Raw genomic sequence first — 21,013 nt, forward strand, 5'->3', positions numbered from 1 at the left:
TTGGAAAACATTGCGGATCTTTGGAATAATGCTCTGGCCAATATTGAGAAGAAAATCAGCAAACCAAGTTTTGATACATGGCTAAAATCGACAAAAGCGCATTCTCTGCAGGGAGACACTTTAATCGTTAAGGCCCCGAATGAGTTTGCCCGTGACTGGCTTGAAGAGCGTTATTCCCAGCTGATCTCCGGAATTCTTTATGACATTACCGGTGAAGAATTAGGAGTAAAATTCATCATTCCGCAAAATCAAAGTGAAGAAGAAGTCGATCTTCCTCTTCCGCCAAAAAAGAAAAAGCCGGAGGAAGAACAGCCTGAACTGCCATTAACGATGCTGAATCCGAAGTATACATTCGACACGTTTGTCATCGGGTCCGGAAACCGCTTCGCCCACGCAGCTTCACTTGCTGTAGCCGAGGCACCGGCCAAGGCATACAATCCTTTATTTATTTACGGGGGAGTTGGACTCGGAAAAACTCACCTTATGCATGCAATCGGCCATTATGTATTAGATCATAATCCATCAGCTAAAGTCGTATACTTATCTTCCGAGAAATTTACAAATGAATTCATTAACTCGATCCGAGATAACAAAGCGGGTGATTTCCGCGATAAATATCGAAATGTGGATGTTCTTCTTATCGATGATATTCAGTTTTTGGCTGGAAAAGAACAGACGCAGGAAGAATTTTTCCATACTTTTAATACATTGCATGAAGAAAGCAAGCAGATCATCATCTCAAGTGACCGTCCTCCAAAAGAAATTCCGACATTGGAAGACAGGCTTCGCTCCAGATTTGAATGGGGCCTTATTACAGATATAACTCCGCCGGACCTGGAAACGCGAATCGCGATTCTCCGCAAAAAGGCCAAAGCGGAGGGACTTGATATTCCTAATGAGGTTATGCTGTACATTGCCAATCAGATTGATTCCAACATCCGTGAGCTTGAGGGCGCTCTGATTCGTGTAGTAGCTTATTCCTCTTTAATAAATAAAGATATTAATGCAGATCTTGCGGCAGAAGCATTAAAGGATATTATTCCAAGCTCCAAACCGAAGGTCATTACGATCCATGAAATTCAAAGGGTAGTTGGGGAACACTTTAACGTAAAGCTTGAGGACTTTAAGGCGAAGAAACGAACAAAGTCTGTCGCATTCCCCCGTCAGATTGCCATGTATCTCTCAAGGGAATTAACCGACTTTTCTCTTCCAAAAATAGGGGAGGAATTTGGCGGAAGGGACCACACGACCGTCATTCATGCCCATGAAAAAATTTCAAAGATGCTTCAGGCAGATTCACAATTTGAGAAGCAGCTGAAAGAAATCAATGAAATGCTCAAGGTATAATGTGTATAACTTGACCAAACTTACACACAGTCTGTCCACATTTGGATAGGCTGTGTTTCCTTTCAAAAAATGCAGTTATCCACATACTAACAGGCCCTACTAGTACTTCTACTATTTTTTTATAAAAAATATATATATTCAATACGCCATTAAAATATGCTTGGAGGATTTAAAAAATGAGATTTATTATCCAGCGCGACCGTTTGGTCCAAAGCGTCCAGGATGTTATGAAAGCTGTAACAAGCAGAACGACTATTCCCATCTTAACGGGAATTAAAATCGTTGCATCTGAAGAAGGGGTCACATTAACGGGAAGCGACTCTGATATTTCAATCGAATCTTTTATACCTAAAGAAGAAGCCGGAGATGAAATCGTCGAGATCAAACAGGCTGGTGCTATTGTGCTCCAAGCGAAGTTCTTCAGCGAAATCGTTAAGAAGCTACCGACTGACACTGTAGAGATCAGCGTTGAAAACCATTTGCAGACAGTCATCCGTTCAGGTAAATCCGAATTCAATCTTAATGGTCTGGATGCTGAGGAATATCCTCATCTGCCTCAAATCGAGGAAGAGAATGTGTTTAAAATTCCTACAGACTTATTAAAAGCAATGGTTCGCCAAACGGTATTCGCAGTGTCCACCTCAGAAACACGCCCTATCTTGACAGGTGTAAACTGGAAGGTGGAAAACGGGACATTAACCTGTATTGCAACAGATAGTCATAGGCTAGCCCTAAGAAAAGCTCAAATCGAAACAAATGCCAGCGAAAGCTACAATGTAGTCATTCCAGGAAAAAGCTTAAGTGAGTTAAGCAAAATTCTTGATGACAACAATGATTTAATCGATATCGTTATTACCGAAAACCAGGTTCTCTTTAAGGCCGAACATCTGCTGTTCTTCTCAAGGCTGCTGGAAGGAAATTACCCAGATACATCCAGATTGATCCCTTCAGACAGCAAAACAGATGTTATCGTCAATACAAAGGAGTTCCTGCAGGCTATTGACCGTGCATCTTTATTGGCGAAAGAAGGCCGAAACAATGTGGTCAAACTATCAACAATTGATGGCGGTGTAATCGAAATTTCATCCAACACTCCTGAAATTGGAAAAGTTGTCGAAGAAGTGCAGAGCAAATCCATAGAAGGCGAAGAATTAAAAATCTCCTTTAGCGCGAAATTCATGATGGATGCCCTAAAAGCACTTGAAGGCTCTGAAATTACAATCAGCTTCACCGGCGCTATGAGACCATTTATCATCAAACCTTTAAACGATGAATCAATACTGCAATTGATCCTGCCAGTAAGGACGTATTAAGAAAAAAAGCTGCCGGTTGTGCCGGCGGCTTACTTTTTTTGGTGAAGCAGATATCTAAAACTGTCCCCCTGTCTGCAAGAATATTGGCCAATTGCAGGGGAATAATGAAAATAACCAGCTGCAGGCGAGTTTTCTTTGTGTATCTGTGATTTATTTAGTAAAATAGAATATTAGATACCATTCTGAAATTGTTTTGCCAAAGTGCAGAAATCACTGCAGCACTTTAAGTCGGACAATGGAAAAGAGTGAAAATATGACGGAAATTCAAATTGATACAGAATATATTACGCTGGGCCAATTTTTAAAAGCCGCTGATGTGATTCAAACAGGCGGGATGGCCAAATGGTTCCTGAGTGAATACGAAGTCTTCGTCAATGGGGAACAGGATCAAAGACGGGGAAGAAAGCTAAGAACCGGGGATAAAATCGAAATTCCGGATGTGGGTGAATTTACGATCGTCTAGCCCGCTAAGTAAATTAATTAAAAAGTTTATAATTTTGAATTTCGATAACTGTCTAGCTCCGGCGCCTACCCCCTCGAGGTCACAAGCCAATCCTCCCAAAAAGGCAAAGAACGCCTTTTCTAGAGGCTCGTCTTGTGCTTGTCGTGGGTGGCAAGGCGGCTCCGCTTTTCTTATTATCTAAAAGGATGTAGCGTCTATGCATATAGAGCAGTTGCTATTAAAAAATTACCGGAATTACGAAGAGCTTGAAGTTAATTTCGAAAATAAAGTGAATGTAATTTTGGGAGAGAATGCCCAGGGAAAAACAAATGTCATGGAATCGATCTATGTCCTGGCCATGGCAAAGTCCCATCGGACATCAAATGACAAAGATCTTATTCGCTGGGATCAGGAATATGCTAAAATAGAAGGAAGGGTCCAAAAAAGGCAAGGATCCCTGCCCATGCAATTAGTCATCAGCAAAAAAGGCAAAAAAGCCAAATGCAATCATATAGAGCAGCAGAAATTAAGCCAGTATGTCGGCAATATGAATGTTGTGATGTTCGCGCCTGAAGATCTCCACCTTGTGAAAGGGAGCCCTCAAATAAGGCGTCGTTTTATTGATATGGAGATTGGGCAGGTTTCACCTGTCTATTTGCATGATATCAGCCAGTATCAGAAAATCCTCCAGCAGCGCAACCACTACCTGAAAATGCTCCAGATCAAAAAGCAGACCGACCATACCATGCTTGAGATTTTAACAGAGCAATTTATTGAAATGGCTGCAAAGATTGTTTCAAAGCGTTATGAGTTCCTCAGACTCCTCGAGAATTGGGCACAGCCGATTCATGAAGGAATTTCAAGAGGGCTTGAAACCTTGAAAATTGAGTACAAGCCTTCTGCCGAGGTATCAGAAGAACAAGATTTGTCGAAAATGGTTAAAGTATACCAGGATAAATTTGCGAAAGTGAAAAACAGGGAAATAGACCGCGGTGTCACCATGTTTGGACCGCATCGCGATGACCTGATTTTCCATGTGAACGGGCGAGATGTGCAAACATTCGGTTCACAGGGGCAGCAAAGAACGACAGCTTTGTCGGTTAAGCTTGCCGAAATCGAACTGATCCATTCTGAAATTGGAGAATATCCCATTCTGCTGCTGGATGACGTCCTCTCGGAATTGGATGATTATCGCCAATCCCATTTATTAAATACCATTCAAGGAAAAGTACAGACGTTTGTCACTACTACGAGCGTTGATGGAATAGACCACCAGACGCTTAAAGAAGCAGCAGCGTTCAGTGTTGAGGCAGGGAGAATCAAGAAGATTCAGTGAGGTGATCGCATGTACATCCATATAGGTGAAGATGTGTTGGTCCGGGCAAGGGATATTGTCGCCATTATTGATAAAGAAACAGCCCTTGCTTCCGAGTATGCGGAAGAACGTAAGGAGGACCTGGAGGAGTCAGTAGTGAACCTCGCAAAAGGTTCCTATAAATCTGTGGTTGTCACAACAGAAAAGATCTATTTTTCTCCGCTATCCTCAGGTACATTAAAAAAACGATCCCATAAATTAAGTGTTCACGAATTTTAAAGAAATGCAGGACTGCCGGAAGAACTTCCCTGATGGAACGAAAGGCAAGTCAGTGAAAACTACAGTTTGGCTCATCTTAAAGCCAGGCTTTTTTATAGATTAGTGAAATGGAAAGTGTAGGTGACCGATGTGGCAATGGAGCAAAAGGCAGTGCAGGAACAATCCTATGATGAGAATCAGATACAGGTACTGGAAGGTCTGGAAGCAGTTCGGAAGCGTCCGGGAATGTATATCGGTTCAACAAGTGCCAAAGGGCTTCACCATCTTGTTTGGGAAATAGTCGATAATAGTATTGATGAAGCACTGGCAGGCTACTGTTCTGAAATCAATGTGATTATCGAAAAGGATAATAGTATTACGGTAGTGGATAACGGACGCGGTATTCCAGTCGGAATCCACGAAAAAATGGGACGACCGGCAGTAGAAGTCATTATGACGGTTCTGCATGCAGGCGGTAAATTCGGAGGCGGAGGATATAAGGTTTCCGGTGGTCTGCATGGTGTTGGTGCTTCTGTAGTTAATGCTCTCTCAACTGTGCTCGAAGTATTTGTTCATCGTGATGGACAGAAATATTATCAGAAGTTTGAGCGCGGAGTCCCTAGTGCCGATCTGGAAGTGATTGGGGAAACGGATCATACTGGAACAACCATCCATTTTAAGCCGGACAGTGAAATCTTCACTGAAACGCTTGAATATGATTATGAAACACTTGCAAATCGAATCCGTGAATTGGCATTCCTAAACAGAGGATTAAAGATCACGATTGAGGACAAGCGTGAAGAAAACAAGAAAAGTGAATATATGTACGAGGGTGGAATTAAATCGTACGTTGAGCATTTGAACAGAACGAAGGAAGTTCTTCATGAAGAGCCTATCTACATTGATGGTGAACGTGAAGGCATCACTGTTGAAGTATCCATCCAGTATAATGATGGATTTACAAGCAATATCTATTCTTTTGCCAATAATATTCACACCTATGAAGGCGGTACGCATGAATCCGGCTTTAAGACAGCCTTAACAAGGGTTATCAACGACTATGCACGCAAGAATGGCGTCTTTAAAGAGAGTGACGCAAACCTTTCCGGTGAAGATGTCCGTGAAGGCTTAACGGCTATTGTATCCGTTAAACATCCTGATCCTCAGTTTGAAGGGCAGACGAAAACGAAGCTTGGAAACTCAGAGGTGCGTGCAGCAACCGATACAATTTTCTCTGAAGCTCTTGAAAAATTCATGCTCGAAAATCCGACGGTAGCCAGAAAAATTGTCGAAAAAGGGCTTATGGCAGCACGAGCAAGACTGGCCGCCAAAAAAGCAAGGGAGCTTACAAGAAGAAAGAGTGCTCTTGAAGTATCCAGCTTGCCTGGTAAACTCGCTGACTGTTCATCTAAAGATCCTTCTATAAGCGAACTTTATGTGGTTGAGGGTGACTCTGCGGGCGGATCTGCCAAGCAGGGGCGTGACCGTCATTTCCAGGCGATCCTTCCCCTAAGAGGAAAGATCCTGAACGTAGAAAAAGCCCGCCTGGATAAAATCCTGTCCAATAATGAGGTCCGTGCGATTATTACCGCAATCGGAACCGGGATAGGCGAAGATTTTGATATCTCCAGGGCCCGCTATCATAAAATTGTCATCATGACGGATGCAGATGTCGATGGTGCACATATCCGCACGTTATTATTAACGTTCTTTTACCGTTATATGAGGCAGATTATTGAAGCTGGCTATATCTATATTGCCCAGCCGCCTCTTTACAAGATCCAGCAGGGCAAAAAGATTGAATATGCCTATAATGACCGCGAGCTGGATAAGATTCTTGGTGAACTTCCGAGCCAGCCTAAGCCGGGAATTCAGCGTTATAAGGGACTTGGGGAAATGAACCCGGGCCAGCTTTGGGAAACGACAATGAATCCGGAATCAAGAACCCTTCTCCAGGTAAATCTTGAGGATGCCATCGAAGCTGACGAAACGTTTGAAATCCTAATGGGTGACAAAGTAGAGCCTCGCCGGAACTTTATCGAAGAAAATGCGGTTTATGTAAAGAATTTGGATATTTAATTGTAAAAGCAAACCTAAAGCACGGCAGCGCGCCTTCGCTTTCTTTCAGGATAGAGGTTCTCTATCCTGCTTTTACATAATTGGTTTATTCTTTTTATTTAATGCCCCAAGTGCGTCTAATTTATGAAAAAAGCAGAAGCTGTATGGAAAGACCATACAGGTTTCAGCTAAACGAAGTGACAAACGGATGACAGTTCATCCTGCGTCTCTTTAAAGGAGGTTCCTTTAAATGGCCGATACACCGAATTCTCAAGTAAAAGAAATTAATATTAGCCAGGAAATGCGTTCATCATTCCTGGACTATGCCATGAGTGTAATTGTTTCACGTGCCCTTCCGGACGTACGGGATGGTTTAAAGCCGGTTCACCGAAGAATCTTATATGCAATGCATGATTTAGGAATGCATTCTGATAAACCATTTAAAAAATCAGCCCGTATCGTTGGGGAAGTAATCGGTAAATATCACCCGCACGGTGACTCCGCAGTATATGACACGATGGTGCGTATGGCTCAGGATTTCAACTATCGCTATATGCTTGTTGATGGACACGGAAACTTCGGGTCTGTCGATGGTGACGCTGCAGCTGCGATGCGTTATACTGAGGCGCGCATGTCCAAAATCTCTATGGAGCTTTTGCGCGATATTAATAAAGACACGATTGATTACCAGGATAACTATGATGGTGCTGAGAAAGAACCAGTTGTTATGCCTGCGCGTTTCCCAAACCTTCTCGTAAACGGAACGTCTGGAATTGCAGTTGGTATGGCGACCAATATTCCGCCACATCAGCTTGGCGAAGTAATTGATGGAGTCCTTGCCATCAGCCAGGAGCCGGATCTCACTGTTCAGGAACTCATGGAAATCATTCCAGGTCCAGACTTCCCGACTGCCGGTCTCATTCTTGGACGGAGCGGCATCCGCAAAGCTTACGAAACAGGCCGCGGTTCCATTACATTAAGGGCCAAAGTGGAAATTGAGCAGAAGTCCAACGGAAAAGAAGTTATCATTGTTAATGAAATTCCTTACCAAGTGAATAAAGCTAAACTGATTGAAAAAATTGCCGAACTGGTTCGGGATAAACGAATTGATGGCATTACCGACCTGCGTGATGAATCAGATCGAAACGGTATGCGCATTGTGATCGAGGTCCGTAAAGATGCGAATGCCAATGTTCTGCTGAACAACCTTTATAAACAGACGGCTCTGCAGACAAGCTTCGGGATAAACCTGCTTGCGCTTGTAGATGGCCAGCCTAAGGTTCTGAATCTCAAACAGTGTCTGCAGCATTATCTGGATCACCAAAAGGTTGTAATCCGCCGCAGAACAGAATTCGAATTGAAAAAGGCAGAAGCCCGTGCACACATTTTGGAAGGTTTAAGGATTGCCCTTGATCATCTGGATGAAGTAATCAACCTTATCCGCAGTTCTCAAACAACCGATATCGCACGTGAAGGCTTAATGACCAAGTTCAATCTTTCTGAAAAGCAGGCCCAGGCGATCCTAGATATGCGTCTCCAGCGTTTGACTGGCTTAGAGCGCGAAAAGATTGAAGACGAATATTCAAGCCTTGTCGCATTGATTGCCGAATTAAAAGCTATTTTGGCTGATGAAGAAAAAGTATTGGAAATTATCCGAGAAGAGTTAACCGAAGTAAAAGAGAGATTCAACGATAAACGCCGTACAGAAATAGTTGCCGGCGGCATCGAACAAATTGAAGACGAAGATCTAATTCCGCGTGAGAATATTGTTCTTACTTTAACTCATAAGGGATACATCAAGCGTCTTCCTGTCTCCACTTACCGTGCCCAAAAACGCGGAGGGCGGGGAATCCAGGGAATGGGAACCAATGAGGATGACTTTGTTGAACACCTCATTACCACTTCCACACACGATACCATCCTTTTCTTCACGAACAAAGGGAAGGTGTATCGCGCTAAAGGGTATGAAATTCCTGAATTCAGCCGTACTGCGAAAGGAATACCAATCATTAACCTTCTTGGAGTGGACAAAGATGAGTGGGTAAATGCAATTATTCCTGTTGAAGAATTTGCCGATGATTGGTTCCTGTTCTTCACCACTAAACAAGGGATTTCCAAGCGTTCACCATTATCATCCTTTGCCAATATCCGTAATAATGGCTTAATTGCCCTGAATCTTCGCGAAGATGATGAATTGATTTCGGTGCGTCTGACAGATGGCAGCAAGGAGATCATTATTGGAACCAGCCATGGCATGCTGATCCGATTCCCAGAAGAAGATGTTCGTTCAATGGGAAGAACAGCTACTGGTGTTAAAGGAATCAGCTTAAGTGCCGGTGATGAAGTTGTTGGGATGGAAGTCCTTGAGGATGACAGCCAGATCCTGATCGTAACCAAAAACGGTTATGGAAAACGCACTCCTGCCGGAGAATACCGTGTTCAGGGAAGAGGCGGTAAAGGAATCAAGACCTGCAACATCACAGATAAGAACGGAAGCCTCGTTTCCATGAAAGCTGTCACAGGAGAAGAAGACGTTATGCTTATTACAACAGGCGGCGTACTAATCCGAATGGCAGTGAACGATATTTCCACTATGGGAAGAAACACGCAAGGTGTCAGACTCATCCGTATAAATGAAGATGCTGACGAAGCGGTATCCACTGTAGCAAAAGTTGAAAAAGAAGAGGAAAAAGATGAAGAAGAATTAACAAAGCCTCTTGAAGATGCCAATTCACTTCCTGAAGAAGAAGTAAATGGAGATAATAGCGAAGAATAAATTTTAAGGAACACAGATTTGTGTTCCTTTTTTTTGTCCAAATAATGTAAAATGGTATAAAAGACTCATTACATATGGGGTGTAGAAATGGTGCGAGTACCTATACAGGAATTAAGAGAGGGCTGTATTTTAACAGAGGATGTTTTCAGTTTGACGAATCGCCCTATTATCAGCCAAAAAACAGTGCTGACGAAGGAACTGCTGGATATTATGAAAATATTCCTGATTGATGAAGCGGAAGTTGAAACCACCATGGTTAACGGAAAGCCTTTTGCTTCTGCAGGAAGCTTGGAAGAAGCTGAGGAACTGACAGAATCAAATGAATTAGGTTTTTTAAATACATTCTTAACAGGTGTTCAAAACTTCAAAAGAGAATTTGTGTCCTGGCAATCAGGTCTTCCGGTGGATATTGCAAAAATAAGAAATATTATGATTCCGCTGATTGAAAAAATGGAGAAAAGCCCCTCCGGAATCTTCTCCCTGCATCACCTTTCTACGAATGAAGATTATTTATATCAGCATTCTGTAGCCGTGGGAATGATCAGTGCCTTTATAGGGAAAAAACTGAGTTTGAATAAGGGGGAAATTGTCCAGCTTGCCCTGGGAGGCTGCCTGGCAGATGCAGGTATGGCGAAGATAAACCCATCCATCCTGCATAAAAGCACTTCATTAAACTCCGAAGAATTTGAAGAAATAAAAAGGCATTCAACCCTTAGCTTTAAAATGGTTCAGAATATATCTCTATTAAGAGAAAGCACTAAAATCGGCATTATCCAGCACCATGAGCGGCTGGATGGCAGCGGCTATCCGTTTGGAGAACAAAGCAGCAAAATCAATCAGGCTGGGAGAATCATTGCCGCAGCGGATGCATTTCATGCTATGACCTCTCAAAGACTCTACAGACGGAAACAATCTCCATTTAAAGTGCTTGAAATGCTGATTCAGGATAGCTTCGGCAAATATGACATCCCATCCATTCAAGCTCTGGGTTCCGGCATCATGAACTTTTCCATTGGCAGTATGGTGAAGCTCTCAGATGGCCAGACGGCAGAAATACTTTTTATAGAAGGTAAATCACCTACGAGACCGCTTGTGAAACTGGTAGAAACCGGCGAAATAATTCAATTAGAGAAAAACCGCCAGTTATATATTGATGAAGTATTAAAATGACTGCATACCGCGGTCTTTTTTATTTGGCTCTGCTAAGACTCGATGCTGAATACAACAGACAAATTAAACAGACCTTACTTTTGAAAAAAGATATAGATTCTATTAAAAAGTGCTTGCAATTAATAGATAAGAGCTGGTATACTAATTCAAGTCAGCAAGAGATGAACATCATCATTTGATGAGATAAAAAAACTTGTTGACATTGATTATCAGAAATGATATATTAATTAAGTCGCCTCAAGCGGCAGATTGATCTTTGAAAACTGAACGAACAAAAACGTCAACGTTAATTCTTTAGTCTTTTTTGAAAAGACAACTTATGAGCTTAATCAACTCTTATATGGAGAGTTTGATCCTGGCTCAGGACGAACGCTGGCGGCGTGCCTAATACATGCAAGTCGAGCGGACAGATGGGAGCTTGCTCCCTGAAGTCAGCGGCGGACGGGTGAGTAACACGTGGGCAACCTGCCTGTAAGACTGGGATAACTCCGGGAAACCGGGGCTAATACCGGATAATTCTTTCCCTCACATGAGGGAAAGCTGAAAGATGGTTTCGGCTATCACTTACAGATGGGCCCGCGGCGCATTAGCTAGTTGGTGAGGTAACGGCTCACCAAGGCAACGATGCGTAGCCGACCTGAGAGGGTGATCGGCCACACTGGGACTGAGACACGGCCCAGACTCCTACGGGAGGCAGCAGTAGGGAATCTTCCGCAATGGACGAAAGTCTGACGGAGCAACGCCGCGTGAGTGATGAAGGTTTTCGGATCGTAAAACTCTGTTGTTAGGGAAGAACAAGTACCGGAGTAACTGCCGGTACCTTGACGGTACCTAACCAGAAAGCCACGGCTAACTACGTGCCAGCAGCCGCGGTAATACGTAGGTGGCAAGCGTTGTCCGGAATTATTGGGCGTAAAGCGCGCGCAGGCGGTTCCTTAAGTCTGATGTGAAAGCCCCCGGCTCAACCGGGGAGGGTCATTGGAAACTGGGGAACTTGAGTGCAGAAGAGAAGAGTGGAATTCCACGTGTAGCGGTGAAATGCGTAGAGATGTGGAGGAACACCAGTGGCGAAGGCGACTCTTTGGTCTGTAACTGACGCTGAGGCGCGAAAGCGTGGGGAGCAAACAGGATTAGATACCCTGGTAGTCCACGCCGTAAACGATGAGTGCTAAGTGTTAGAGGGTTTCCGCCCTTTAGTGCTGCAGCAAACGCATTAAGCACTCCGCCTGGGGAGTACGGCCGCAAGGCTGAAACTCAAAGGAATTGACGGGGGCCCGCACAAGCGGTGGAGCATGTGGTTTAATTCGAAGCAACGCGAAGAACCTTACCAGGTCTTGACATCTCCTGACAACCCTAGAGATAGGGCGTTCCCCTTCGGGGGACAGGATGACAGGTGGTGCATGGTTGTCGTCAGCTCGTGTCGTGAGATGTTGGGTTAAGTCCCGCAACGAGCGCAACCCTTGATCTTAGTTGCCAGCATTCAGTTGGGCACTCTAAGGTGACTGCCGGTGACAAACCGGAGGAAGGTGGGGATGACGTCAAATCATCATGCCCCTTATGACCTGGGCTACACACGTGCTACAATGGATGGTACAAAGGGCTGCGAGACCGCGAGGTTAAGCGAATCCCATAAAACCATTCTCAGTTCGGATTGCAGGCTGCAACTCGCCTGCATGAAGCCGGAATCGCTAGTAATCGCGGATCAGCATGCCGCGGTGAATACGTTCCCGGGCCTTGTACACACCGCCCGTCACACCACGAGAGTTTGTAACACCCGAAGTCGGTGGGGTAACCTTTTGGAGCCAGCCGCCTAAGGTGGGACAGATGATTGGGGTGAAGTCGTAACAAGGTAGCCGTATCGGAAGGTGCGGCTGGATCACCTCCTTTCTAAGGATATTTACATGAAACGTGACGCGTTTTGTTCGTTCAGTTTTGAGAGTTCAACCTCTCACATTTTAATACTTTACCTATTATGTGGGCCTATAGCTCAGCTGGTTAGAGCGCACGCCTGATAAGCGTGAGGTCGATGGTTCGAGTCCATTTAGGCCCACCATCTCATATAATGGGGCCTTAGCTCAGCTGGGAGAGCGCCTGCTTTGCACGCAGGAGGTCAGCGGTTCGATCCCGCTAGGCTCCACCAACCATAACGAATCCATTCGTTATTTTTTGTTCCTTGAAAACTAGATAATGTTAATGAAGAAGCAATAACCGAGTAATCGCCATCTTAGTTTTTTTCTCTTATTTTGAAAATAAGTAAGAGCACAAACCATGAGGACGATGAGCGGCAAGGAGATCAAGGAAGCGACCGAGTGAGCACCGGAGCGTACTTCAGTACGTGAGGAGCGGAGCGAGAGAGCTGACGCAGAGATCCGCAGTCGATCAGCGGCCGAAGTAGGTTAAGTTAGAAAGGGCGCACGGTGAATGCCTTGGCACTAGGAGCCGATGAAGGACGGTACTAACACCGATATGCTTCGGGGAGCTGTAAGTAAGCTTTGATCCGGAGATTTCCGAATGGGGAAACCCCCTATCCGTAATGGGATAGGATCTTTACCTGAATACATAGGGTATAGAAGGCAGACCCGGGGAACTGAAACATCTAAGTACCCGGAGGAAGAGAAAGCAAACGCGATTCCCTGAGTAGCGGCGAGCGAAACGGGATTAGCCCAAACCAAGAGGCTTGCCTCTTGGGGTTGTAGGACACTCTACACGGAGTTACAAAGGAACGAGGTAAATGAACAGGTCTGGAAAGGCCGGCCAGAGAAGGTAAAAGCCCTGTAGTTGAAACTTCGTTCCCTCCAGAGTGGATCCTGAGTACGGCGGGACACGAGAAATCCCGTCGGAAGCAGGGAGGACCATCTCCCAAGGCTAAATACTCCCTAGTGACCGATAGTGAACCAGTACCGTGAGGGAAAGGTGAAAAGCACCCCGGAAGGGGAGTGAAAGAGATCCTGAAACCGTGTGCCTACAAGTAGTTAGAGCCCGTTAATGGGTGATAGCGTGCCTTTTGTAGAATGAACCGGCGAGTTACGATTACATGCGAGGTTAAGTTGATGAGACGGAGCCGCAGCGAAAGCGAGTCTGAATAGGGCGAATGAGTATGTGGTCGTAGACCCGAAACCAGGTGATCTACCCATGTCCAGGGTGAAGTCCAGGTAACACTGGATGGAGGCCCGAACCCACGCACGTTGAAAAGTGCGGGGATGAGGTGTGGGTAGCGGAGAAATTCCAATCGAACTTGGAGATAGCTGGTTCTCTCCGAAATAGCTTTAGGGCTAGCCTCATGTAGTAAGAGTCTTGGAGGTAGAGCACTGTTTGGACTAGGGGCCCCCATCGGGTTACCGAATTCAGACAAACTCCGAATGCCAAAGACTTATCCATGGGAGTCAGACTGCGAGTGATAAGATCCGTAGTCAAGAGGGAAACAGCCCAGACCACCAGCTAAGGTCCCAAAGTATACGTTAAGTGGAAAAGGATGTGGAGTTGCTTAGACAACCAGGATGTTGGCTTAGAAGCAGCCACCATTTAAAGAGTGCGTAATAGCTCACTGGTCGAGTGACTCCGCGCCGAAAATGTACCGGGGCTAAACGTATCACCGAAGCTGTGGATTGACATCTTACGATGTCAGTGGTAGGAGAGCGTTCTAAGGGCGTTGAAGCCAGACCGCAAGGACTGGTGGAGCGCTTAGAAGTGAGAATGCCGGTATGAGTAGCGAAAGATGGGTGAGAATCCCATCCACCGAATGCCTAAGGTTTCCTGAGGAAGGCTCGTCCGCTCAGGGTTAGTCGGGACCTAAGCCGAGGCTGAAAAGCGTAGGCGATGGACAACAGGTTGATATTCCTGTACCACCTCTTTACCGTTTGAGCAATGGGGGGACGCAGGAGGATAGGGTAAGCACGCTGCTGGATTAGCGTGTCCAAGCAGTTAGGCCGGTAACGAGGCAAATCCCGTTACCACATAGGCTGAGCTGTGACGGCGAGGGAAATTTAGTACCGAAGTTCCTGATTCCACACTGCCAAGAAAAGCCTCTAGCGAGGGAAAAGGTGCCCGTACCGCAAACCGACACAGGTAGGCGAGGAGAGAATCCTAAGGTGAGCGAGAGAACTCTCGTTAAGGAACTCGGCAAAATGACCCCGTAACTTCGGGAGAAGGGGTGCTCATTAGGGTGAATAGCCCTGATGAGCCGCAGTGAATAGGCCCAGGCGACTGTTTAGCAAAAACACAGGTCTCTGCGAAGCCGCAAGGCGAAGTATAGGGGCTGACGCCTGCCCGGTGCTGGAAGGTTAAGAGGAGAGGTTAGCGCAAGCGAAGCTTTGAATCGAAGCCCCAGTAAACGGCGGCCGTAACTATAACGGTCCTAAGGTAGCGAAATTCCTTGTCGGGTAAGTTCCGACCCGCACGAAAGGCGTAACGATCTGGGCACTGTCTCAACGAGAGACTCGGTGAAATTATAGTACCTGTGAAGATGCAGGTTACCCGCGACAGGACGGAAAGACCCCGTGGAGCTTTACTGTAGCCTGATATTGAATTTTGGTACAGCTTGTACAGGATAGGTAGGAGCCTGAGAAGCCGGAGCGCCAGCTTCGGTGGAGGCGTCGGTGGGATACTACCCTGGCTGTATTGAAATTCTAACCCGCGCCCCTTATCGGGGCGGGAGACAGTGTCAGGTGGGCAGTTTGACTGGGGCGGTCGCCTCCTAAAAAGTAACGGAGGCGCCCAAAGGTTCCCTCAGAATGGTTGGAAATCATTCGCAGAGTGTAAAGGCACAAGGGAGCTTGACTGCGAGACCTACAAGTCGAGCAGGGACGAAAGTCGGGCTTAGTGATCCGGTGGTTCCGCATGGAAGGGCCATCGCTCAACGGATAAAAGCTACCCCGGGGATAACAGGCTTATCTCCCCCAAGAGTCCACATCGACGGGGAGGTTTGGCACCTCGATGTCGGCTCATCGCATCCTGGGGCTGTAGTCGGTCCCAAGGGTTGGGCTGTTCGCCCATTAAAGCGGTACGCGAGCTGGGTTCAGAACGTCGTGAGACAGTTCGGTCCCTATCCGTCGTGGGCGCAGGAAATTTGAGAGGAGCTGTCCTTAGTACGAGAGGACCGGGATGGACGCACCGCTGGTGTACCAGTTGTCTTGCCAAAGGCATCGCTGGGTAGCTATGTGCGGAAGGGATAAGTGCTGAAAGCATCTAAGCATGAAGCCCCCCTCGAGATGAGATTTCCCATAGCGTCAAGCTAGTAAGATCCCTGAAAGATGATCAGGTTGATAGGTCAGAGGTGGAAGCGTGGCGACATGTGGAGCTGACTGATACTAATCGATCGAGGACTTAACCAAGTTATATGGTTAATACTCGGCAAATACTTCTTCATACATTATCTAGTTTTGAGGGAACGAAGTTTCTTCAACCAAATAGTCCGGTGGCGATAGCGAGAAGGTCACACCCGTTCCCATACCGAACACGGAAGTTAAGCTTCTCAGCGCCGATGGTAGTTGGGGGCTGTCCCCCTGTGAGAGTAGGACGCTGCCGGGCATATGAAAGAGCACCTGATGGGTGCTCTTTTTTTGTATGTGGATGATTTATTAATCCAAATATCTTCTTACTCATCTTTTTATGAAAAATGCATATATGCGTCATTTCAGCTAAAAAAATGCGCCACTTTCACTCATATATGTGCCAAAATTAAATGATATGCGCCACTCTTTATTCCGCCGTCTGTTTTAAAAGTCAAATCTGTTTTCAGCAAAGATGAAGTGTGCCAAATGTGAAATAAAAATCAAAACATGCGAGATAAAATCGAATTCCTGCTAGTTAAATCAAAAACCTGTTACATAAAATCCAATACATGATGGATCAAATCCGATTCATGCCAGATAAGCCCTACGGAATGCCTCAGATAAATCCCCAGTCTACAAGTAAGCATCCTTCCACTCCGCTATCCCTAAATTGCCCGCAAAAATCAGGTTACACATGCACAAGAAATCCGCGATCACTATCATCTTCCAGCTGCTTAGTGTTTCTTATCAGCCAAATATTGATAAATCAGATATGGCCCCTTTGAGGATGTAATCTGTAGAAAAGTCTGAATAAAAGGATAGTCTTTATTAGGCATCATTTTGATGAGTTCGCTCCACCATTCTGTTTCGTAGCGGGCAATCATGCTTAAATTATACAGCAGCAGGAAATGAATAAGAAGTTCAGGAAAATCAATCAGACCGTCTTTAGCAAGCGGAAAGAAAAACTTTCCGGCATCAAGACTATATCTTAAGGGCTTATAATTATATGTATTCAAGTTTTTTGCAGAAAATTTAAGGTCTAATCCCGCTGACTCCTGAAAGCATATATTAAAGTCTGATTTTGACTGCAGGTATTCAACAAAGCGGGACTCGGTCATATGAAAGCGATCGAGGATCATTCTTGGCAAAATGAATACATCCTTTTCCAGCTCTGCTTCAAGAAAAGTAGTTCGGCCCTCTGTCTGGCTGTACAAATAGTTAAGCTCGGGAATTTGGCCAAATAACTCTCCCATCGTTGTTTTTTCGCCTTCCAAATGTTTCATGTGGAACAATTTTTCTCCCATATAGGGGAAAAGCCCGCTTTTTTGAAATTTCACTTCGTCCTGAAAAAAATTATATTGCTGCTTTTTTCTTTTCCTGGTGGAGACCCCGTGTGCCAAAACAGAAGTGGTTTCCGGATAATTAGGGTCTACTGTCAGAATGCAGGCCTTGACAAGGTGAACAAGTCCATAAAAAAAGAGAATCGGCTTGATAACCAATGGTGCCTTCTCTGCCTGCTCGTAGTATACTTGTCCGTGTTCTAGATAGTATATAAAAGGGTAACTGTTTTCATAGCTCTTTTGTTCAGCCTGATCCAGGTTTTGCTTTTGGTAGCATTTCTTTAAAAATTCCTGTGAAGTGTTCGCAGAAAAGAAGTATAAAAAGGAGTTTTTAAGGTCAAATGAATGTATCACAGTGAAACCTCCGAATCTTTTGAAAAATCCAACATATTAATCCGTCCTTGACAGTATTTTGTCCAATTGATAACCTACTAATAATATTTTCGAGTCCAGGAGGTCAAAAAAGATGTGGGAAACTAAGTTTGCAAAAGAAGGTTTAACTTTTGATGATGTTTTACTGGTTCCATCGAAATCAGAGGTGCTTCCTCGTGATGTCAGCCTTAAAGTAAATTTGACTGAAAAGATTGCACTCAACATTCCAGTAATCAGTGCCGGAATGGATACGGTAACTGAAGCTGAAATGGCGATCGCTATGGCTCGCCAGGGCGGTTTGGGGGTTATCCATAAGAACATGTCCATTGAACAGCAGGCTGATCAGGTGGATAAAGTAAAGCGTTCAGAAAGCGGCGTTATTACTGACCCATTCTTTCTAACTCCAGAACAGCAGGTATTTGACGCAGAGCATTTAATGGGCAAGTACCGGATTTCCGGTGTGCCAATCGTTAATAATAATGAGGAACAAAAGCTTGTCGGCATTCTGACTAACCGTGACCTCCGATTCATTCAGGACTATTCGATAAAAATTTCCGATGTGATGACAAAAGAAAATCTTGTAACAGCTCCAGTTGGTACCACTTTGGATGAGGCAGAAAAAATTCTGCAGCAGCATAAAATTGAAAAATTGCCGCTAGTGGATGATGAAGGTGTTTTAAAAGGTTTAATTACCATTAAGGATATTGAAAAAGTAATTGAGTTTCCAAACTCGGCAAAAGATGAGCGCGGACGCCTGCTGGCAGGTGCAGCGGTCGGCGTAACCGGCGACACGATGAAGCGTGTTGAAATGCTAGTTAAATCACATGTAGATGTCATCGTAGTGGATACAGCACATGGACATTCAAAAGGGGTGCTTGATACCGTACGCGAAATCCGGAACGCTTATCCGGACCTGGCCATTATTGCCGGTAACGTGGCAACAGCTGAAGCGACAAAGGATTTGATTGAAGCAGGCGCAGATATCGTGAAAGTGGGAATCGGGCCTGGATCCATTTGTACAACACGTGTTGTTGCAGGTGTAGGTGTACCGCAAATTACAGCTGTATATGATTGTGCAACAGAAGCACGCAAGCATGGCAAATCAATCATCGCCGATGGCGGAATCAAATATTCAGGAGATATCGTGAAAGCATTGGCAGCAGGCGGACATGCCGTTATGCTTGGAAGCCTTCTTGCAGGAGTTTCTGAAAGCCCTGGCGAAACGGAAATTTTCCAGGGACGCCGATTCAAGGTATACAGAGGAATGGGTTCTGTTGCAGCCATGGAAAAAGGTTCAAAAGACCGTTACTTCCAGGAAGATAATAAAAAGTTTGTTCCAGAGGGAATCGAAGGGCGCATTGCTTATAAAGGGCCATTAGCCGATACCATCTACCAGCTTGTCGGCGGTATCCGTTCTGGCATGGGCTATTGCGGAACAAAGGATCTTCACGACCTCCGTGAAAATGCCCAATTTATTAAAATGACTGGTGCAGGCCTAAGAGAAAGTCATCCTCATGATGTGCAGATCACAAAAGAGGCGCCAAACTACTCACTATAATCAATACAAAGCAGAAGAGGGAAACCTTTTCTGCTTTTTTTTCGTCTCTGATAAAGATGATGGCAGTTTTTTAGCATCCTGCAGCGGAAATCATAGCCAGTTTAACAGAGTCATTTTATCCTAAAATATCCTGGGATCAAACCTAGGAAAATACTAATGCATAACTATGGGACAATCATGCCACGGGGCAGGCAGGAATAGGTAATTACTCTATCTATTCTTTGCACCAGAGTTATGATAAAATAACAAAAGTGTATTAAAACGTTGGAGGGCAGTAAATTGAAGAAAACATTTTACCGTAAGTCTATCGCTGGATTCCTTGCCTTGGTCATGATATTAGGTCTTTTACCTGGTATACATAAAGCTCATGCAGAAGATATCTTAAACATTAATGCAGATGCTGCTATTTTAGTAGATGCAGAGACCGGAAAAATTTTATATCAAAAAAATGCGGATAAAGTACTGGGCATTGCCAGTATGACTAAAATGATGACAGAATACCTGCTTCTTGAAGCCGTTGAAGAAGGCAAAGTGAAGTGGGACCAGGAATATGCAGTAAGTGAATATGTGTGGAAAGTTTCACAGGATCGCAATTTATCAAATGTCCCACTAAGAAGAGACGGAAAATACAATATCCGTGAATTGTATGAAGCAATGGCGATCTACTCTGCAAATGGTGCAACCATCGCAATTGCAGAAACGATTGCCGGTTCTGAGACAAACTTTGTTAAAATGATGAACGAAAAAGCTGCAGAGCTTGGATTAAAGGATTATAAATTTGTCAATTCCAGCGGTTTAAACAACCGTGATTTAAAGGGATCTCCTCCTGCAGGAGGCCCTGAAGAAGAAAACGTGATGTCAGCAAAAGATACAGCGATGCTGGCCAAGGAATTGATTAACCGATTCCCTGAAGTATTGGAAACAGCAAGTACCCCTAGAAAGACGTTCAGAGAGGGTACAGATGATGAAATTAAAATGGAAAACTGGAACTGGATGCTTCCAGAGCTAGTATATGGCTATGAAGGTGCAGATGGCCTTAAAACAGGTACGACTGACTTTGCCGGATACTGCTTTACCGGTACAGCCATGAGAGATGGCAACCGCTACATCAGTGTTGTCATGAACGCTAAAGGTGCGAATGGTCAGGCTACTTACAAATCCAGATTCGATGAAACAAAAAAAATGTTCGACTTTGGTTTCAGCAACTTCACGAAAGAAGAAATCGTTCCTGCCAACTATCAGGTGAAAGGCCAGAAAACAGTGCCTGTTACAAAAGGCAAAGAGGACAAAGTAAAGATTTCTTCTAAAGATGCAATCGAAATGGTTGTAAGAAACGGGGAAAAAGAAAACTATAAGCCTGTTCTTGTTCTTGATAAAGAGAAATTAAATGAAAACGGCGAATTGACAGCTCCTATTAAAAAAGGAGAAAAAATCGGCTATCTAACGATTGAATCGAAAGAGGACGGGAAGATTGAGTTCTTGTCCGATAAAGGCAAAGGCAATATTCAAGTGGATGTCGTAGCCGCTGAAAGTGTTGAAAAAGCAAACTGGTTCGTGCTGACTATGCGCAGCATCGGAGGTTTCTTCGGGGATGTTTGGGGAAGTGTTTCCTCAACTGTAAAAGGTTGGTTTTAAGAAAAAGGGCTTTCCTGTCTTGACAGGAGCCCTTTTTCATTGCATATTTTCAATAGGGAAAATTCCTAGTAAAATAATCTATTTTCCTTTTTTTGAAAAATGATTTTTATCATAATATTTAACCCATCCAAAGCAGATGGTATTTACGAAGGGGGATAA

The 21,013-nt window shown here is 44.6% G+C and carries 11 protein-coding genes, 2 tRNA genes and 3 rRNA genes; 15 read left to right on the forward strand and 1 reads right to left on the reverse strand.

All coding sequences use genetic code 11. From position 1 onward, the window contains the following. From dnaA to rrf, 13 genes are all read left to right on the forward strand, one after another. On the forward strand, nt 1–1,347 hold the full coding sequence (dnaA, locus tag AC0VZ9_RS00005) for a chromosomal replication initiator protein DnaA (RefSeq protein WP_009332490.1): 1,347 nt from the start codon (nt 1–3) through the stop codon (nt 1,345–1,347). Nucleotides 1,348–1,523: 176 nt separating this feature from the next. After that, nucleotides 1,524–2,660: a DNA polymerase III subunit beta gene (dnaN, locus tag AC0VZ9_RS00010; protein ID WP_009332491.1), complete on the forward strand. Its 1,137-nt coding sequence runs from the start codon at nt 1,524–1,526 to the stop codon at nt 2,658–2,660. Between the two features lie 253 nt (nt 2,661–2,913). Then, nucleotides 2,914–3,123, forward strand: a complete 210-nt coding sequence (gene yaaA, locus AC0VZ9_RS00015) for a S4 domain-containing protein YaaA (RefSeq protein ID WP_019382471.1) — start codon at nt 2,914–2,916, stop codon at nt 3,121–3,123. A 196-nt stretch (nt 3,124–3,319) separates the two neighbouring features. Beyond that, nucleotides 3,320–4,438 carry a DNA replication/repair protein RecF gene (gene recF, locus AC0VZ9_RS00020; protein ID WP_019382470.1) on the forward strand — a complete coding sequence of 373 codons (1,119 nt, stop codon included), beginning with the start codon at nt 3,320–3,322 and terminating at the stop codon, nt 4,436–4,438. A 9-nt stretch (nt 4,439–4,447) separates the two neighbouring features. Beyond that, nucleotides 4,448–4,696, forward strand: coding sequence for an extracellular matrix regulator RemB (gene remB / locus AC0VZ9_RS00025; RefSeq protein WP_009332494.1), 249 nt, complete (start codon nt 4,448–4,450; stop codon nt 4,694–4,696). Nucleotides 4,697–4,831: 135 nt separating this feature from the next. Further along, entirely contained in the window at nt 4,832–6,754 is a 1,923-nt protein-coding gene (gene gyrB / locus AC0VZ9_RS00030; RefSeq protein ID WP_019382469.1) for a DNA topoisomerase (ATP-hydrolyzing) subunit B, read from the forward strand. 229 nt (nt 6,755–6,983) lie between these two features. Beyond that, entirely contained in the window at nt 6,984–9,509 is a 2,526-nt protein-coding gene (gene gyrA / locus AC0VZ9_RS00035) for a DNA gyrase subunit A (RefSeq protein ID WP_009332496.1), read from the forward strand. 87 nt (nt 9,510–9,596) lie between these two features. Beyond that, a complete protein-coding gene (locus AC0VZ9_RS00040) occupies nt 9,597–10,679 on the forward strand; it encodes an HD-GYP domain-containing protein (protein WP_475396958.1) in 1,083 nt (360 codons plus the stop codon). Between the two features lie 337 nt (nt 10,680–11,016). Then, nucleotides 11,017–12,566: ribosomal RNA gene (locus AC0VZ9_RS00045) — 16S ribosomal RNA — on the forward strand. Between the two features lie 89 nt (nt 12,567–12,655). Beyond that, nucleotides 12,656–12,732, forward strand: a tRNA-Ile gene (locus tag AC0VZ9_RS00050). Nucleotides 12,733–12,743: 11 nt separating this feature from the next. Next, nucleotides 12,744–12,819, forward strand: a tRNA-Ala gene (locus tag AC0VZ9_RS00055). A gap of 254 nt (nt 12,820–13,073) precedes the next feature. Beyond that, a 23S ribosomal RNA gene (locus AC0VZ9_RS00060) occupies nt 13,074–16,009 on the forward strand. 79 nt (nt 16,010–16,088) lie between these two features. Continuing rightward, a 5S ribosomal RNA gene (gene rrf / locus AC0VZ9_RS00065) occupies nt 16,089–16,205 on the forward strand. Together the 16S, 23S and 5S rRNA genes with 2 tRNA genes alongside form the textbook arrangement of a ribosomal RNA operon. Nucleotides 16,206–16,683: 478 nt before the next feature. Here the strand turns inward: rrf and AC0VZ9_RS00070 are convergent. Further along, nucleotides 16,684–17,643: a YaaC family protein gene (locus tag AC0VZ9_RS00070; protein WP_019383450.1), complete on the reverse strand. Its 960-nt coding sequence runs from the start codon at nt 17,641–17,643 to the stop codon at nt 16,684–16,686. A gap of 112 nt (nt 17,644–17,755) precedes the next feature. On the opposite strand from AC0VZ9_RS00070, the gene guaB reads away from it, so the two are divergent. Both guaB and AC0VZ9_RS00080 read left to right on the forward strand, forming a co-directional pair. Next, entirely contained in the window at nt 17,756–19,219 is a 1,464-nt protein-coding gene (gene guaB, locus AC0VZ9_RS00075) for an IMP dehydrogenase (protein WP_009336762.1), read from the forward strand. Between the two features lie 330 nt (nt 19,220–19,549). Further along, nucleotides 19,550–20,854, forward strand: a complete 1,305-nt coding sequence (locus AC0VZ9_RS00080) for a D-alanyl-D-alanine carboxypeptidase family protein (protein ID WP_226280800.1) — start codon at nt 19,550–19,552, stop codon at nt 20,852–20,854. Nucleotides 20,855–21,013: the final 159 nt, after the last annotated feature.

Source organism: Cytobacillus sp. QJM3NY_8, assembly GCF_056173585.1.